Below are 14,610 nucleotides of genomic sequence, written 5' to 3' on the forward strand. Positions count from 1 at the left end.
GGAGGTTCTTGTCCGCAAGAGCCCATTCACCCGCCTCACTCATCAAGCTAGAGCATCGGGGCGTTGCTTTGATTGCAGTGCTGTGGATCGTGGTTGCTCTCAGCATCAGCGTGACAGGTATGAGCCATGGAGTGCGCGATGAAGCGCGTCTGATGAATGTTGCCCGTCAGGAGGTGCAAGCGCAGGCGTTGGGTGACGCCGCCATTCATATCGTTTTGCAAACCTTGGTCGCAAACGGGAAGCCGCTGGAGCAAATGGAGCAGACAGCCGTTGTTTACCGCGGTGTCTCCATGTCGGTGCAGGCGATGCCGCTGAATGGCTTGATCGATATCAACTCTGCTTCGCCAATGTTGCTGGAGCGACTGCTCACTGTGGCCGGAGGGATGGCGCCGCAGGCGGCGCAAGCTATGGCTCAGGCCATTGTCCAGGCGCGCGAGACGCGTGACGCAAAAGGTGCTCCGCAGCGCTTCGAAGCGGAAGAGGATCTCATGAGGGTGCCAGGGATGGGCTATGACCTCTATGCTAGACTCGCCGCGCTTTTGACAGCAGATGTGCGAGGGGCGGGTAAGGTCAATCCGATGGCTGCGCCAGTAGAGGTGCTCAATGTTTTGGCAGGGGGCAATGCAGGTGTGGCAGCGCGCATCGCCTCAAGTCGATCCGCCAACCGGGTTGGAGTTGATACAGCGGGCCTTGACGGCGCATTGCTGGATTCGTCCATTGTGCGCCGCATCCGCATCACAGCCTATGTGCCCATGGCGGATGGCTCTGTCATCCGTACGTCGCGCAGCGTTGATTTCGGCACGCGGGTCAATGAGGGGCTGCCCTGGCATACATTTCGCGTTGCTTCGGGCGTAGAGCCTGGGCAGCGCTAGAACTTCTGAAACACCATCACATGCCTTCCCTCACTTCCGATGCTCGATTTCTGGGGGTCGATATACGTGCGCTGTGGCTTGAGATACGCAGTGCGTGGTCTGACGCCAACGAGTGGCCCCTGCTGTCTTGGCTAACACCGCCTGCGCTGGTGCGTCTGCTGCAAGCAGATGGGGCGCAATCCATCTGGGTGAATGACATTGAGCCTGTACGCCGCGCTGCTGATTCTGGTATCAGGTTCGCTGCCATTGAGTTGCCCGAGGAACTCGTGTTGCGCAAAACACTGGCTTTGCCGGCCATGGCTGAACTGGACGTATCAAATGCCGCCGCACTTGAAGCTCGGGCAGTCAGCCCGTTCCAAGGGCAGGATTTGGTCTGGGGCTATCGTGCGTCGCGCAAGGCTGCCGGGGGTATCCAGGTTGATATGGCTTTGGCTTCGCGTCGGCAAGTGGCGCAATATCTCCTGGCACAGGCTAGTCGTTTAGATCCGCGGGCAAATCCGGAAGTCTGGGTGCGTCGTGCGGCTGGCTCCCCCATCGTGATACAGGGGTATGGCGAGAATGCCCGCAAGGTGCATGCAGGGCGGATGCGCCGTTGGGGCTATGCGCTGCTGGGCTCTGCGGTGGTCTTGGCCGGCCTGATTGCGAGCACGCCAACCCTGCAATTGCGACTTCAGGCCCAAGAGGCCGTGGCGGCTAATGCCGATGTGATGCGGCGAGTCTCTCCCGTGACACGGGAGCGGGAGCAGTTGATGCAATCTGTTGAAAAGCTGGCGGCCTTGTCCGAGGTGGTTGGCGGGCGAGTGGAGCCTCTGCGTGTCCTGGATCAACTGACGAAAGCACTGCCTGATGAAACTGCGTTGCAGAGCTTCAAGCTGCAGGGACAAAAGCTCACTCTTGTCGGGGTGACGGCCAATGCTGCTGCGCTGATGCAACTGCTGGGTGAGCAGCCAGGAGTCAAAGATGTGAGGGCTCCTTCCGCGGTCACGCGTCTTTCGGGTACAAGCAAGGAGAACTTCGTCATTGAGTTCATGCTCGATCCGAAGGTATATGGTGTTTTTTCAGGGGCTGGGCCAGTCTTGTCGCAAGCAAGCACCGCTGATGTGCCTGATATGTCTCAAGTGGCGCCTGCTGTGCCGCTGGCGGCACCCACGCTTCCTGCTTCTACGCCCACGCAAGCTGCCGCGCCACAGCCAAAGGCGCCGGCTTCGGCGGCGTCTCCGAAATCCTCGTTTGGAGGCGGCCGCTCCTCCTTTGGCGGTGCTCGTGCCGCTTCTCCTGCGAAACCAGCCTCAAGTACTGCCAATTAACAAAGCGTCATGAAAACAACAATTTCGCGCCAGGCAGCTATCGTTGTAGCGACGCTGGTGACCGCTATTGCACTTGTGGTGCTGGGCGGCTGGTATGTACTGCAATACCACTATGGTGTGCAGGAAAGCTTGGATCAACTGGAGCCGCGCTATGCGCGGCTGGTGGGCTTGGAAGCGCAGCAAGCAGAAATCGAAACCCTTAAGGTAAAAGCGGCTGCATTGCGCGAGCAGTATGTCTACCCTGCAGCGCAGGATGCGACCCAGACAGGTAATCAGGCGCAGCAGAAGGTGCGCGACATTCTGGCCGCGGCGGGACTGCAAGTGATCAGCAGCCAAGTCTTGCCTGCCAAGGATGAAAAGGGGTTTGACCGCATACCACTGACGCTGCGGGCCGAGGGCGAGCTTCTGGGGTTGCAAAGCGCCTTGGCCGTGATCAATAGTCAGCAACCCATCATCATCATCAACGATCTCGATGTGCAGGTGCAGGGTGGAATCGCCAACCATACCCCCAAGACTATTCCCAAACTGACCATACAGTTCAACCTGAGCGTGCTGCGGGAACAGGCATGAAGAAATACGCATTGCCTTTCCTGGGGGGGCTCAATGCAGCGTTGGCAGTGTGCTTGGCTTGGCTCTGGGTTGGGCAGGAGGGTCAACTGCGCAATGTGCACTGGCAACCTCCGCAGCCGCAGACTACGGACTTCGCCGCCATCATGCCGCCGCTCCCGGGCGTGACACCCGCCGACACCAGCCAGTTCATCGCGATGTTGGATCGCCCTGTGTTCTCCCTGAGTCGCAGGCCCCCGCCGCCGCCCGCGCCACCAGAAAGTGAACAAAAGCCACCAGAGGACAATCTGAGCACCGCGCAGTTGTCCGGCCTCTATAAAGGAGAGGGGGCAGGCGGTGCAATTATTCAGATTGCCGGTAAGAACCGCCGGATGCAGCTCAAGGATGTGGTTGAGGGGTGGACCCTGCAATCCATTCAGGAGCGCAGTGTGACTTTCATGCGCGCAGGAAAAAGCCGTGAACTCCAGCTGCCGCGGGCTGCTCTGACGACATACTCCGGCATTGGGCCGGGAGGCAGTGCCGCTGGCTCTGTGCAGAACGCGAATGGGAATGCCGGCGTGGACAGACGAGCGCCTCCGGCAGGACGGACCGCAGGGCGATCTGCCATAAATCAATCGCAACCTGATGCGCAACGCGCGCCAAGGCGGGCGTCATTCGCCGGTCGCTAGGCCGTGAGTGAAAGCGCCTTTCTTCAATATCCGAACACCTTCCCCATCGCGGGCAAGAACCATGACTGCATTCCGTTTCGCACTATCCGTGATTGCGCTGGCCGTGTGCCATCTGTCCTTGGCACAGCAGCCAGAGGGGGCGGCCGTGTCAGGGGAGAGTGCCACTGGCGGTGCCGTGGATGCATCCCAGGTAACTACGCCCGACGTCGGTGCGACCAAGGCGCAGACCGCCCAGCCGCGCTATCTCCGCGGCAACGATCAGGTCATCGCGCCTCCGAAGACCGTTCAGCGTCTGGACGGTGCGCCTCTCACTTTCAACTTTGAAGAAGCGCCCGTCGCAGAGGTGGTGCGCACCATTCTGTCGGACATTCTTAAGGCTCCCTACGTCTTGCATCCTCCCATCAGCGGGACGGTCACTCTGGCATCGCGTTCATCCATCCCGCCGGATCAAGCCGTTTTCTTGCTGGAAAGTGCCTTGCAAGCCAACGGACTGGCACTGCTGCGGGACGCGCGGGGCACCTATCACGTCGGGCGGCCGGACATGCTCAAGGGCATAGGCGGGGCCATTCGCCAGGTCGGCCGTACGGGTGATCCGCTGCCCCCGGGTTACGGCGCCATCATTGTTCCCCTTCAATACATTGGCGCTGGGGAAATGGCCAACATCCTGCGGCCCATGGCCTCGCCGGAAGCCATTGTCAGGGTGGACAATGTGCGCAATCTGTTGGTGCTGTCCGGCACGCGCACGCAGGCAGAAGGCTGGCTGGATATCGTCAATACTTTTGACGTAAACCTGCTCAAGGGCATGTCGGTCGGCGTATTCCCGCTCAAGCATGCATCCATCCAAGAGGTGGAAACGGCATTGCGCCTTGTGAGCGGCGGCGGTGCGCCTGCCGTGGCTGCGGCCGGCGGCGCGGTGGCAGCGACAACCGCGCCAGCCGCAGCGCCGGGAGGGGCGGCGGCACCTGGGGCGGGTGGGGCTGGTGCCGCGATGCTGGGCGAGGGTAATCCTCTCTTTGGCGCCCTGCGCATCATGCCCATAGAGCGACTGAACAGCATACTTGTTGTTACCCCGCGCGCGGCCTATCTCGAAGAAGCGCGCCGATGGATAGAGAAGCTCGACCAGCCCAGCGACAATGGTGCAGAGCCGCAGCTGCATATCTACAAGGTGCAAAACGGCAACGCCAGGCATCTGGCGAGCGTGTTGAGCGGCATTTTTGGAGGAACGGGAGCGCCAACTCCGGTGGCCAACAGTGGCGTGGCGCCCGGGCTGACGTCAGGCTCGTTCAACTCCTTTGGTCAGGCGCTGGTGAATTCTGGCTACAACAACTTCAATGCGGGTGGCGGCCTTGCGGGTGGAGGCTTCAACCGCCAGGGCAATGCGTTCGGAGGTGGTTCCTTGGGCGGTGGGGGGCAGGGCTTCGGCTCAGGTATCGGCGGACAGGGGCGGGGGCAGCAGAACCAGGCCGGCCTGCAGGGGCAGGGCGTGGTCGCGACCAATCTGGGGGGGGTGCGCGTCATGGCGGACGAGCTCAACAACTCCATTTTGGTATGGAGCAACCGTGCCGAATTCCAGAAAATCGAAGCCACGCTCAAGCGCCTGGATCTGCCGCCAACGCAGGTTCTGATAGATGCCGCCATCATTGAGGTTACCCTGGACGACAGCCTCAACTACGGATTGCAATGGGCATTCGACGGTGGCGTTGGTGGGGGGTATCAGGGCCTGGGCCAACTCAGCTCGAATGGCAAGCCCGTCGCTGCGCTTACGGGTACCCTGGCAGGCGCCGCGGCGCAGGGGTTTACCTACTCCCTCACCAACTCGGCGAACCAGATACGGCTTGCTCTGAGCGCGTTGGCCACGAAGACCTCGGTCAAGATGATCTCCAATCCGTCGCTCATGGTGCTGGACAACCACACCGCCCAGATGGCGGTGGGCAACCAGGTGCCGGTTCGGACGGCAACCACCAGCTACATCAACAACACGGATGCCACCACCACGACCGTGCAGTACCGCGATACCGGTGTCAACCTGTCTGTGACTCCATCGGTGAATGCAGGCAATCTGGTCACCATGCAAATCGACCAGACCGTGACCGACACGGTGGGGGGGAGCGGGTCAAGCGACACGCAGCCCGTCTTCCTGCAGCGCCAGATCAGCAGCAAGGTGGCGGTACGCACCGGCGAGACCATCGTGCTGGGCGGGCTCATCAAGGACGGGCAGAGCCGGGAAAAGAGTGGCCTGCCCATCTTGCAGGACCTGCCTCTGGTGGGGAACCTGTTCGGCACCAACGGGCGCACGGGGGCTCGGACCGAGTTGCTGGTTGTTATTACCCCGCGCGTGGCCCGTACAGACCCCGAAATCCGGGAGGTCAGCGAAGAGTTGCGTGATCGCCTCAAGGGGTTGCAGGCATTCGACCTCAAGGCGCAGCGTGGCGTTGGGGCCACGGCAGCGCAGGAATCTGCGGCAACCATGCAACCTTTGCAGGCGCAGTGAACCATAAGGTCGTTGATTTCAACAAGGAGAAAGCAGACGTGAAGCTACCAATCCATTCGCCGCGGCCCTTGGGGCGCCTGCTGGCGGTCGCGGGCCTTGCAGTCGTGATGGCCGGCTGTGCCTCACTGGGCATGGGAACGCCGGAAGATATCGTCCATAAGCGGTCCAATGACTACTGGAAGGCACGCATGGAGGCCAACTACAAGAAGGCGTACGACATGTCCACGCCCTCTTATCGCAGCCTGAAGTCCGTCGATCAGTTCCGCCTGCAGTATGGCGCGGGTGCCGCCATCAAGGGCGCGGAAACAACGCAGGTCAAGTGCCAGGCGGAAAAGTGCACAGCCAGGGTCAAAATCAGTGCGGCCCCCGCATTGGCGGCCATGAACCTGGGTACCATCGACACCTATATCGACGAGATTTGGCTGCTCGAGGACGGCCAATGGTGGCACTATCAGAGTCCGTGACCATGATGGTTCCGCACCACTCATCCGGGGAGGGAGCAGCCTAGGCCGGTCAATAGCCCATCAGTGTTGCATTTCATCAACAGAGGGATTTTTTACAGCCTCTCTGCTGGACGAGTCCTCAAGGCGCTGTGCTACCATCAACCAGCGTAATCAATCGTGGTAGTTGCGCTTACCAACTTTTCAACTGGAGTTTTTTGTATGAAAAAGAATGTTCTGGCCCTGAGCATTGCTGCCATGATTGGTGGCCTGGGCTTCGCTGGCGCCGCATCGGCTGCGGTGCTGTCCGGCACTGCCGGTGGTCCCCTGGTCGTTAGCGACGGTACGCCTGCCAACAACCGTCTGACCGGCGCGAATGCTGACGGCCTGGAGTTCGCAGAAGGCGGCGTGGGCCACATGCTGCTGGTGCCTTACTACAGTGCACAGAACGGTAACATGACCGTGCTGCACGTGGTGAACACCGACACCAAGAACGGCAAGGCCATCAAGGTGCGCTTCCGCGGTGCTTCCAACTCTGACGATGTGCTGGACTTCCAGGTCTTCCTGTCGCCCCAAGACGTGTGGACGGCTGCTGTGTCGCAAGGCGCTGACGGCGTGGCCCAGATCGTGACGGCCGACAACACCTGCACGGTGCCCCGCCTGAACCCCGGCCAGCCCCAGTCCTTCGTGACGACGCGCGTGAACCCCAACAGCGACAAGGCCGAGCAGACCCGCGAAGGCTATGTGGAAATCTTCAACATCGCCGACATCTCCGGCGAGAAGATTTGGGGCTCCAAGGCTAACCAGTTCTCCGAACTCTACACGCTGACCAAGCACAAGAACGGCGTGGCGCCTTGCTCTGACGGTGGCACCAACTGGTCTGCCCTGGAGCAGATCGCCATTGAAGACCATGACGAACAGTCCGCTGTGGCTGTCGGCTTCGACACTCCCACGGGCGGTTTGGCCGGTGACTGGTACATCATCAATGTGCCCCAGACCACCACCTTCTCCGGCGGTGCTACGGCTGTGCGCGCAACGACGACGGCTGTTGGTGCAACCGTGGCTCGCGGTAACTTCGTGCACTTCCCGCAGGATGACGGCGCGGTTGCAGGCATCGACAACTTCACTGCTGACCCGCTGTTCCGTAGCACCAATGTGCTGGATGTGAAGGGTGTGACGGCTGCCACGATCGTTCCGGCCCTGGATGCTGGCAACTATGACCTGCCCGACCTGTCTACGCCTTACCTGGCTCTGACGGCTCCTATCGCTGCTACCGATCCTCTGGACCAGGCCGTGGCCCTGACGAACGCCCTGGCTGTGCAATCGGTGAGCAACCAGTACACGCTGGACGAGCCCATCCAGGCCAAGACCGACTGGGTGTTCTCCATGCCTACGCGCCGCTACAGCGTGGCTGCCAACTACGCCATCCTGGCCGATGCTAGCAACACCAAGGGTTATGGTCACGACGAATACCGTCTGTTCTCCGACCTGTCGGCAGCTACGGTGGCTACGGAGTGGCAAGCTACTTGGTTCCGTCCTGCAACGGGTGCAGACGTCGCTACCAACACCGGTCCTCTGGTTGGTGTGACCAACACTTCGGTGGACGAGAACGGCAACATCTGCGTGACCGTGGACAACCAGAAGTTCTACGACCGCGAAGAGAGCGAATACACGGTGACCAACGGTTCCGTGTTCTCGCCCGCCAAGCCCGGCCAAGCCGCCAAGTTCTCGCTGTGCGGTGAAGTCAGCGTGCTGGCATTCAAGGACGCAGGTGCTTCCGTGCTGGGCGCCAGCGAGCGTATCGCTCGCCAGACGGCCGCTGCCTCCATCCTGTACAAGAACGGCTGGGGTGTGGTGACCACGGGCAACAAGGCTAAGACGACGCCGGCTACTGCAGCCACGGCTACGCCTGGCCTGCCGCTGCTCGGCGCTTCGTTCATCAAGCTGACGAACAGCGCTGTGAGCCAAGGCATGTCCGGCACGTACGGCATCACCTGGCCGCACCGCTTCACGAAGTAATTCGTGGGCACTTAATCGCAGCCATGCGATCCAAAAAAGGCGGGGGGCGACCCCCGCCTTTTTTTATATCTGTTGACTACCGTTGAAGCTCACAACCATGAAACGTGTTCTTGCCCCCTTGTGCCTGGCCCTGGCTGCCGCATTGCCACTGCATGCCGAAGAGCAGGCCCTGATCCAGAGCCCCAGTGTCGCGATCACGCCAATCGACATTCAGGCCGATTCGCTGCGCATGCCGTTGGAAATGCGGGGGCTGGTGCTTTCCAAGCCGCAGTCCGTCAAGCAGATTGCCTCCAACCTGTTCGTGCGCCGGGCCATGGCCGATCAGGCGCAGGCCCAGGGGCTGGACCAAGACCCAGCCACGGCGGCGGCACTGCGCATTGCGCGCGACAAGGTACTGTCGGATGCCTTTCTGGCCAAGCTGGACCGGGCCAACGCCCCCACGGATGAGGCCGCCGAAGCCATGGCGCGCAGCATGTACAAGGCCAAGCCCGAGCGTTTCCAGTCGCCCGAAGAGGTGCATGCGCGCCACATCCTGATTGCGGGTGACGATGCGGCTGCACGCGCGCAGGCCGAAAAGCTGGTGGACGATATCAAGAAGGGTGCTGACTTCGCCGCCCTGGCCCAGGAGCGCTCGGCCGACAAGGGCAGCGCCGCCAAGGGCGGGGATCTGGGCTTTTTCGCCCGTGGCCGCATGGTGCCGGAGTTTGAGACAGCTGCGTTCGCACTGCAGCAGCCCGGTCAGCTGAGTGATGTGGTGCAGTCCAAGTTCGGCTACCACATCATCCAGTTGCAGGCGCGCCGCCCCGCCGGTCAGCGTCCGTTTGAAGAGGTGCGCGACCAGCTCGTGCAAGAGGTGAAAGATACGGCCATGCAGCAGGGCCGTGTGAACGAGGCGCAGAAACTGCAGGCCCAGACCCAGGTGAACGACGAGGCGATCAAGGCGCTGGCGGCGACCTACGAGGCGCAGCCCAAGCCGGCCACGGCAGGCAAGCTGGCGGCTCCAGCGACCGGCAAGTAAGACGCTGTCAGGAGCGCGCTAGCAGCCCTGAATGAAAGATACGCGGAGTTGCCACGGGCGTGGTAACTTCGCGGACCTTTTTTGTTGCGGCAACGCCTGGATGGAATGCTGACTTATCTTTGGAGTGACGCGCGTGCCGTATGGCGCGCGCGAGGGCTGGTGCGCGTACTCACGCGTCGTGAAGTGGCGGCGCGGCACGCTGGCACGGCTGTCGGTATTCTGTGGCTCTATCTGCAGCCTTTGTTGACGGTGGCAGCCTATTACCTAGTGTTCGACATTGTGTTTGCCATGCGTCTTGCAGAGGGTGCCCCCGCGCGCGCGGTGGGCACATTTCTCATTGTGGGCGCCCTGCCGTGGATGGCATTTTGCGATGCGGTCTCGCGCGGCATGAACAGCCTGATAGAGGCGGGCGGCTTGCTGCAGAAGAATCCCCTGCCGCCGATTCTGTTCACAACGCGCTCGGTGTTGGCCAGTGCGGTGATCTTCGGGCCCCTGATGCTGGCATTGGCCGCCGCCTATGCACCGGTGCACGGCTTGGGACTGCCGCTGGCGGCGTTTGTGCCCTTGTTGGCACTGCAGCTGCTGTTGAGCTGGCTGCTGGGCTATCTGCTGGCCATTTTGGCGGCAGCGCTGCGCGACACGGTGCAAATGGTGGGTTTTTTACTGTCGGTGGGTATTTACCTGTCGCCCATTCTCTTTCCGTTGAATCTGTTTCCGGAGGGCTGGCGCTGGGTGCTGTGGCTCAATCCTATGACGGCGCTGGTACAGGGGTATCAGCAGGTGCTGTTGCTGGGGGCGTGGCCGCCTGCCAGCGTGTGGTGGGTGGGCCTGGCCTGGGTGGGCGCAATTGCCTTGGTATTGAATGTGCTGGTGGCGCGCAGCCGTGATCAGTTGGTGGATTGGCTATGACGGACGGAACCGCTTCCGTGGCAACGGCCAATGAGGCCGCGAGAGCAGTACTGCGGGTGGAGCACGTCTGCAAGGAGTACAAGCTGTACCCGTCGGCGCGTGCGCGGCTGAAGGCTTTGCTGACGGGCAAGGCGACGCACCGCAGCCATTGGGCGTTGCGCGATGTGTCGTTCGAGCTGCACCGGGGGCAGTGCATCGGGGTGGTGGGTGACAACGGTGCTGGCAAGAGTTCGCTGCTGAAGTTGTTGGCGGGTACCTTGCAGCCCTCGTCTGGCGTTGTGCACCGTGTGGGGCGGGTGACTGCCATTTTGGAGCTGGGGGCAGGATTCCATCCGGACTTCAGCGGACGCGACAACCTGTACTTCGGGGGCAGCCTGATCGGCATCGATCGCGCGGAGATGGCGCGGCTGGAGCCGGAGATCGTCGAGTTTTGCGAACTGGGCGAGGCGCTGGACCGTCCGGTGAAGACCTATTCGTCTGGCATGACGGTGCGGTTGGCATTTGCGCTGGTGACGGCGGTGCAGCCCGACGTGCTCATCATCGATGAGGCGTTGGCCGTGGGAGACCAGCATTTCCAGAAGAAATGCGTAGAGCGCATCATGGCGTTCCGCAACAATGGCTGCACCATACTTTTTTGTTCGCACAGCCCCTACCATGTCCGCCATTTGTGCGATGCAGCACTGTGGCTGCGCAATGGCGAGGTGGCGCAGTTTGGGCCGACCGAGCCGGTGTTGGCGGCCTACGACCTGCATACGCGCCAGCGCCAGGCGTTGGCCGACGGTGACGGAGTAGAGCCTGTGCCCTTTGCACGGCCCGACGCCGCGACTGTGGCTGCGCAGCCAGATGAAGCACCGCCACCTGCAGCACCTGTGGCGGCTGTGGACCAGGGAGCCGCGTGCATCTTGTCGGTGGACGTGCAGAACCTGGGCCAACCCGAGGGCGGCCAGCCTCCCCTGCTGCAGGGCAACGATCTGGTGGTGGTCATCACGGCCCGTGGACGCGGCGAGGAGCGCCCGCATATTGGCTTCATGATCGAGCAGTCCAAGGGGGTGGGCATCACGTCACTGGCCACCCATGAGGATGGCGCGTTTCCTCAGCGGCAGCCCGATGGAAGCTGGCGGTCGGTATTGACGTTTCCCGACTTGCCGCTGCACAGCGGTGACTATGTGATCAGCGCGTTCCTATTCGATGCGACGGGCTTGGCGGTGTACGACGAGTGGTTTCAGTTCCTGCATTTCCGCTTTGTCTTCCCCAAGCCGTTGCCGGGGCTGGTGCGCTTGCCCCACCATTGGAGCTGAGGGGAGTGAGCGGCGGCGCGACGGCGAGGCCTTGTACGGCGATGGTGGCGGCGCGCGGCGTGGGGGTGGACCGGCGGCTCAGCCTGTTGAAGGTCCTGGCGTCGCTCGCGGTGATTGTCGTGCACACGGCTGTCTGGCGGGCATCCCAGGTGGATGTGCACAGTCTGGGTTGGTGGATGGCCAACGTCGGCGATGCCGCGGGGCGGTTCGGCAGCGCGATGTTCGCCATGGTGGCTGGGGCGGTGCTGTTGGGGCGCTCTTCTGAGCAGGCGCCATGCCGTTTCGTGGGCCAGCGTTTGGGGCGGCTGTTGCCGGCCGTGATTTTCTGGTCGGCGTTCTATTTCGCGTGGCGCCAATGGATGTGGGGCGGTGTTACTGCGGGAGTGATTGCGCGGGATTTGCTGCTGGGCAGCCCGTGGTACCACTTGTGGTTTTTGTTCATGATGCTCGGGCTGTACTGCATATTGCCCGCCGTGCGTTTTGCGGTGCTGGGGGTGGGCGAAGGGGCTGGCTGGCGGTATGTGGTCGTGGTGGCCGCAGTGCTGACCTGGTGCGCTTCCGCTGCGCAGACATTGCAGGGCCTGTCACATGCCAGTTTCCTGGGGCTGGTGCCTTTCTTCGTGGTGTATCTGCTGGCCGGGTACTACTTTCTGCGCAAGGCCGTGCGGGTGCCGACGGGGGGGCTGGTGGGGATGGCGGTGCTGGCCGTCGTCTGCATGGCGATGGGTGTGGCGTGGTCCTATCCGTGGCTGAAGGATTGGGCGTTTGTGCTGTTCTACAGCAATCGCAGTCCGTTCGCCATGGCGCTGACGTTCAGCCTGTTCTTGCTGGTGATGCGCATTCCTTGTGAGAGGCTTCCTGCCTGGGTGGACCGCCTGGGGGCATCCACTCTGGGGGTGTATGCCGTTCACCCGTTCTGGATAGACATGCTGGCACGCTGGGGGTATGGGTTGAGCGACGCTGGCTCATGGTGGGTGGGGCACACTGTCTTGGTATATGCGTTGTCGGTTGCGACATCGTTGTGCCTGTTTCATCTGCCGGGTGTGCGCAGGCTGGTGAGTTGATGTGTTGTGCGCCTTGCTACGGCGGGCGCGGTTGCTGTTTTTTCCTATGACGACTGATATCTCTGTTGGCGGTGAGACTGGCTCAAGCGCCGGTCAAAGGCTTTTGCTGGAAGCCAAGCAATTGCTCGAGGGTGGTGACCGCGCCGGCGCGGCGCAGGTGCTGGCGCGTGCACGGGATGAGCGGGATGTTCTGCTGCAGGCGCATGCCATCATCGAGCGGGAGGGACTTGTGGGGTCCTTCTCCAACATGACGGGACTGGATTGCAGCATTTCGCCCAACGACGATATTTTTGGCTTCTTCGCTGGGCATCCCTCCAGCGTGAATCCGCTGCGTGACTATTTTGCAGACGGGTGGCGCACTCTCAGTGAACTGATGCTGTTGCTGGAGGCGGTGGACCAGCCCTTGCTCCAGACGCAGAACATGCTGGAGTTCGCCAGCGGGCACGGCCGCTTCACCCGGCATCTGGTCAAGGCCATGGGGGCGCAGCGCATCACGGTGTCGGATGTGGTGCCGGACGCCGTGGCTTTCGCGCGCGAGACGTTCGGCGTGCAGGGCTTTTTGTCCGCCAGCCTTCCCGAGGCGGTGCAGTGGCCGCGCCAATACGATCTGGTTTTCGTGCTGTCGCTGTTCAGCCACTTGCCGCGCAGTACCTGGTCGCGTTGGCTGCAGGTGCTGCGCAATGCGGTGGCCCCCGGGGGCTTGCTGGTGTTCAGCACCCATGGGGAGAAGGCCGCCCGCTTTGACAGCGTGGCGCTGGATGGGGAGGGCTTTTTCTTCGCTCCGTCCAGCGAGTCCAAGGCCATCGATGCGCAGGAGTACGGAACGGCCTTCACGTCGGAGGCTTTCGTGCTGGGCCGCATTGCCGAGACATGGGGGCCGGACGCTCTGGTGCACCGGTCGCTCGTGCATTTCTGGAACCATCAGGACGCTTATGTGCTGCGCAGGCTTTGAATGGACGCGTATGCGGGCAGGCCTGACAGGGAGGGTATCTTGACGAACTGGTGGAATCGTTGGCAGGAACGCCTGTGGGGCCAGGCTCCCTGGGACGCGGGGAGGATCACCGATGAGTGGTTTCGCGCCCATTTCGAGTATGCCGCCGATGTCGTGAACCATTGGATGGGCGACGTGCTGGACTGGCCCCGGGCGCGTTTGCTCAACTTCGGCTGTGGCGACGGAATCACCGACCTGGCCCTGGTGCTGCGGCGGGGTGCGACGGCCATCCACGGCGTGGATATCCGCCAGGAATATGCCAAGCTGCCGCGCATCGCGCGCGAGCAGCTGGGCATGTCGCGGGTGCCGGCGGCGCTGACTTTCGAGACCATCCGCCCGGGCGCCCCTCTGGCGGGGCGCCATGCAGGGGTGGACGGCATCATGAGCTGGTCCACTTTCGAGCATGTGCAGCGCGAGCAGCTGACGCCGATCCTGCGGGATCTGCACGCCTGCCTGCGGCCGGGAGGCTATTTCTTCATTCAGATCGAGCCGCTGTTCTATTCGCCCTACGGTTCCCACCTGCGCCGCTATGACGATGTACCCTGGCACCACCTCACGGCGTCCGAGGACGAGCTGTGGAAGATCATCGAGGCGCACGAGGGGCCTATCGATGCCGCAGAGGTGGACTTCGGGTTCGCGGATTTTGGCGTGGAGGGCTACAAGCGCTTCGTGTTCAAGGAATACCAGGCCTTGAATCGCCTGACGGCGGACGAGCTGGTGGACTACGCCACCGGCGTGGGCTTCCGGGTGGTTCGCCAGGAGCGCCGGCATGTGGACATGGAAATTCCGCCCGCGCTACGCGGACAGTACCCCGATGACTGGTTGCTCAACAACGAGGTCTTTCTGCTGTTGAGTAAGTAAGTTTCGCTATTAATTAAATAGCTGCTTGCGCTTTCTGGGTAAGGAATTCGAGCTGGTTTGTTCGTTAATCCCTTGCTCCATAAGCGCATGCAGCTATATTTTTGA

At 62.0% G+C, this 14,610-nt stretch carries 13 protein-coding genes; all 13 read left to right on the top strand.

The window, feature by feature from the left end:
- The first annotated feature begins 8 nt into the window (after positions 1 to 8).
- The 13 genes from BP68_RS12545 to BP68_RS12605 all read left to right on the top strand — a co-directional run bounded on the left by BP68_RS12545 (position 9) and on the right by BP68_RS12605 (position 14,505).
- Positions 9 to 872 carry a type II secretion system protein GspK gene (locus BP68_RS12545; RefSeq protein ID WP_496372221.1) on the top strand — a complete coding sequence of 288 codons (864 nt, stop codon included), beginning with the start codon at positions 9 to 11 and terminating at the stop codon, positions 870 to 872.
- A 20-nt stretch (positions 873 to 892) separates the two neighbouring features.
- Entirely contained in the window at positions 893 to 2,179 is a 1,287-nt protein-coding gene (locus tag BP68_RS12550) for a PilN domain-containing protein (RefSeq protein WP_496372223.1), read from the top strand.
- Positions 2,180 to 2,188: 9 nt separating this feature from the next.
- Positions 2,189 to 2,749: a type II secretion system protein GspM gene (gspM, locus tag BP68_RS12555; protein ID WP_496372225.1), complete on the top strand. Its 561-nt coding sequence runs from the start codon at positions 2,189 to 2,191 to the stop codon at positions 2,747 to 2,749.
- On the top strand, positions 2,746 to 3,414 hold the full coding sequence (locus BP68_RS12560; protein ID WP_496372227.1) for a hypothetical protein: 669 nt from the start codon (positions 2,746 to 2,748) through the stop codon (positions 3,412 to 3,414). The genes gspM and BP68_RS12560 overlap by 4 nt, the downstream gene beginning before the upstream one ends.
- A gap of 61 nt (positions 3,415 to 3,475) precedes the next feature.
- The gene (gene gspD / locus BP68_RS12565; RefSeq protein ID WP_496372229.1) at positions 3,476 to 5,905 is read left to right on the top strand and encodes a type II secretion system secretin GspD; all 2,430 of its coding nucleotides are present in this window, start codon (positions 3,476 to 3,478) and stop codon (positions 5,903 to 5,905) included.
- Positions 5,902 to 6,369, top strand: a complete 468-nt coding sequence (locus tag BP68_RS12570) for a hypothetical protein (protein ID WP_496372231.1) — start codon at positions 5,902 to 5,904, stop codon at positions 6,367 to 6,369. Before gspD ends, BP68_RS12570 begins: the two co-directional genes overlap by 4 nt.
- A 198-nt stretch (positions 6,370 to 6,567) precedes the next feature.
- On the top strand, positions 6,568 to 8,364 hold the full coding sequence (locus tag BP68_RS12575; protein WP_496372233.1) for a cell surface protein: 1,797 nt from the start codon (positions 6,568 to 6,570) through the stop codon (positions 8,362 to 8,364).
- Between the two features lie 97 nt (positions 8,365 to 8,461).
- Complete coding sequence (locus BP68_RS12580) at positions 8,462 to 9,382, top strand: peptidylprolyl isomerase (protein WP_496372235.1); 921 nt, start codon at positions 8,462 to 8,464, stop codon at positions 9,380 to 9,382.
- Between the two features lie 105 nt (positions 9,383 to 9,487).
- Positions 9,488 to 10,291 (top strand): ABC transporter permease, encoded by an 804-nt coding sequence (locus BP68_RS12585; protein ID WP_496372237.1) that lies wholly within the window; start codon positions 9,488 to 9,490, stop codon positions 10,289 to 10,291.
- A complete protein-coding gene (locus BP68_RS12590; protein WP_496372239.1) occupies positions 10,288 to 11,589 on the top strand; it encodes an ABC transporter ATP-binding protein in 1,302 nt (433 codons plus the stop codon). Before BP68_RS12585 ends, BP68_RS12590 begins: the two co-directional genes overlap by 4 nt.
- 5 nt (positions 11,590 to 11,594) lie before the next feature.
- Positions 11,595 to 12,653, top strand: coding sequence for an acyltransferase (locus tag BP68_RS12595; RefSeq protein WP_496372241.1), 1,059 nt, complete (start codon positions 11,595 to 11,597; stop codon positions 12,651 to 12,653).
- A 46-nt stretch (positions 12,654 to 12,699) separates the two neighbouring features.
- Complete coding sequence (locus BP68_RS12600) at positions 12,700 to 13,605, top strand: class I SAM-dependent methyltransferase (protein ID WP_496372243.1); 906 nt, start codon at positions 12,700 to 12,702, stop codon at positions 13,603 to 13,605.
- Complete coding sequence (locus tag BP68_RS12605; protein WP_496372245.1) at positions 13,606 to 14,505, top strand: class I SAM-dependent methyltransferase; 900 nt, start codon at positions 13,606 to 13,608, stop codon at positions 14,503 to 14,505. It begins immediately after the preceding gene.
- The last annotated feature ends 105 nt before the right edge of the window (positions 14,506 to 14,610 follow it).

It is taken from the genome of Diaphorobacter oryzae DSM 22780 (assembly GCF_059568935.1).

Excerpts from the sequence above, each read along its gene's own strand:
- BP68_RS12560 (WP_496372227.1), top strand. The coding sequence starts at position 2,746 with ATGAAGAAATACGCATTGCCTTTCCTGGGGGGGCTCAATGCAGCGTTG.
- BP68_RS12590 (WP_496372239.1), top strand. The coding sequence starts at position 10,288 with ATGACGGACGGAACCGCTTCCGTGGCAACGGCCAATGAGGCCGCGAGA.
- BP68_RS12580 (WP_496372235.1), top strand. The coding sequence starts at position 8,462 with ATGAAACGTGTTCTTGCCCCCTTGTGCCTGGCCCTGGCTGCCGCATTG.
- BP68_RS12550 (WP_496372223.1), top strand. The coding sequence starts at position 893 with ATGCCTTCCCTCACTTCCGATGCTCGATTTCTGGGGGTCGATATACGT.
- gspD (WP_496372229.1), top strand. The coding sequence starts at position 3,476 with ATGACTGCATTCCGTTTCGCACTATCCGTGATTGCGCTGGCCGTGTGC.
- BP68_RS12575 (WP_496372233.1), top strand. The coding sequence starts at position 6,568 with ATGAAAAAGAATGTTCTGGCCCTGAGCATTGCTGCCATGATTGGTGGC.
- BP68_RS12585 (WP_496372237.1), top strand. The coding sequence starts at position 9,488 with ATGCTGACTTATCTTTGGAGTGACGCGCGTGCCGTATGGCGCGCGCGA.
- BP68_RS12605 (WP_496372245.1), top strand. The coding sequence starts at position 13,606 with ATGGACGCGTATGCGGGCAGGCCTGACAGGGAGGGTATCTTGACGAAC.
- gspM (WP_496372225.1), top strand. The coding sequence starts at position 2,189 with ATGAAAACAACAATTTCGCGCCAGGCAGCTATCGTTGTAGCGACGCTG.
- BP68_RS12600 (WP_496372243.1), top strand. The coding sequence starts at position 12,700 with ATGACGACTGATATCTCTGTTGGCGGTGAGACTGGCTCAAGCGCCGGT.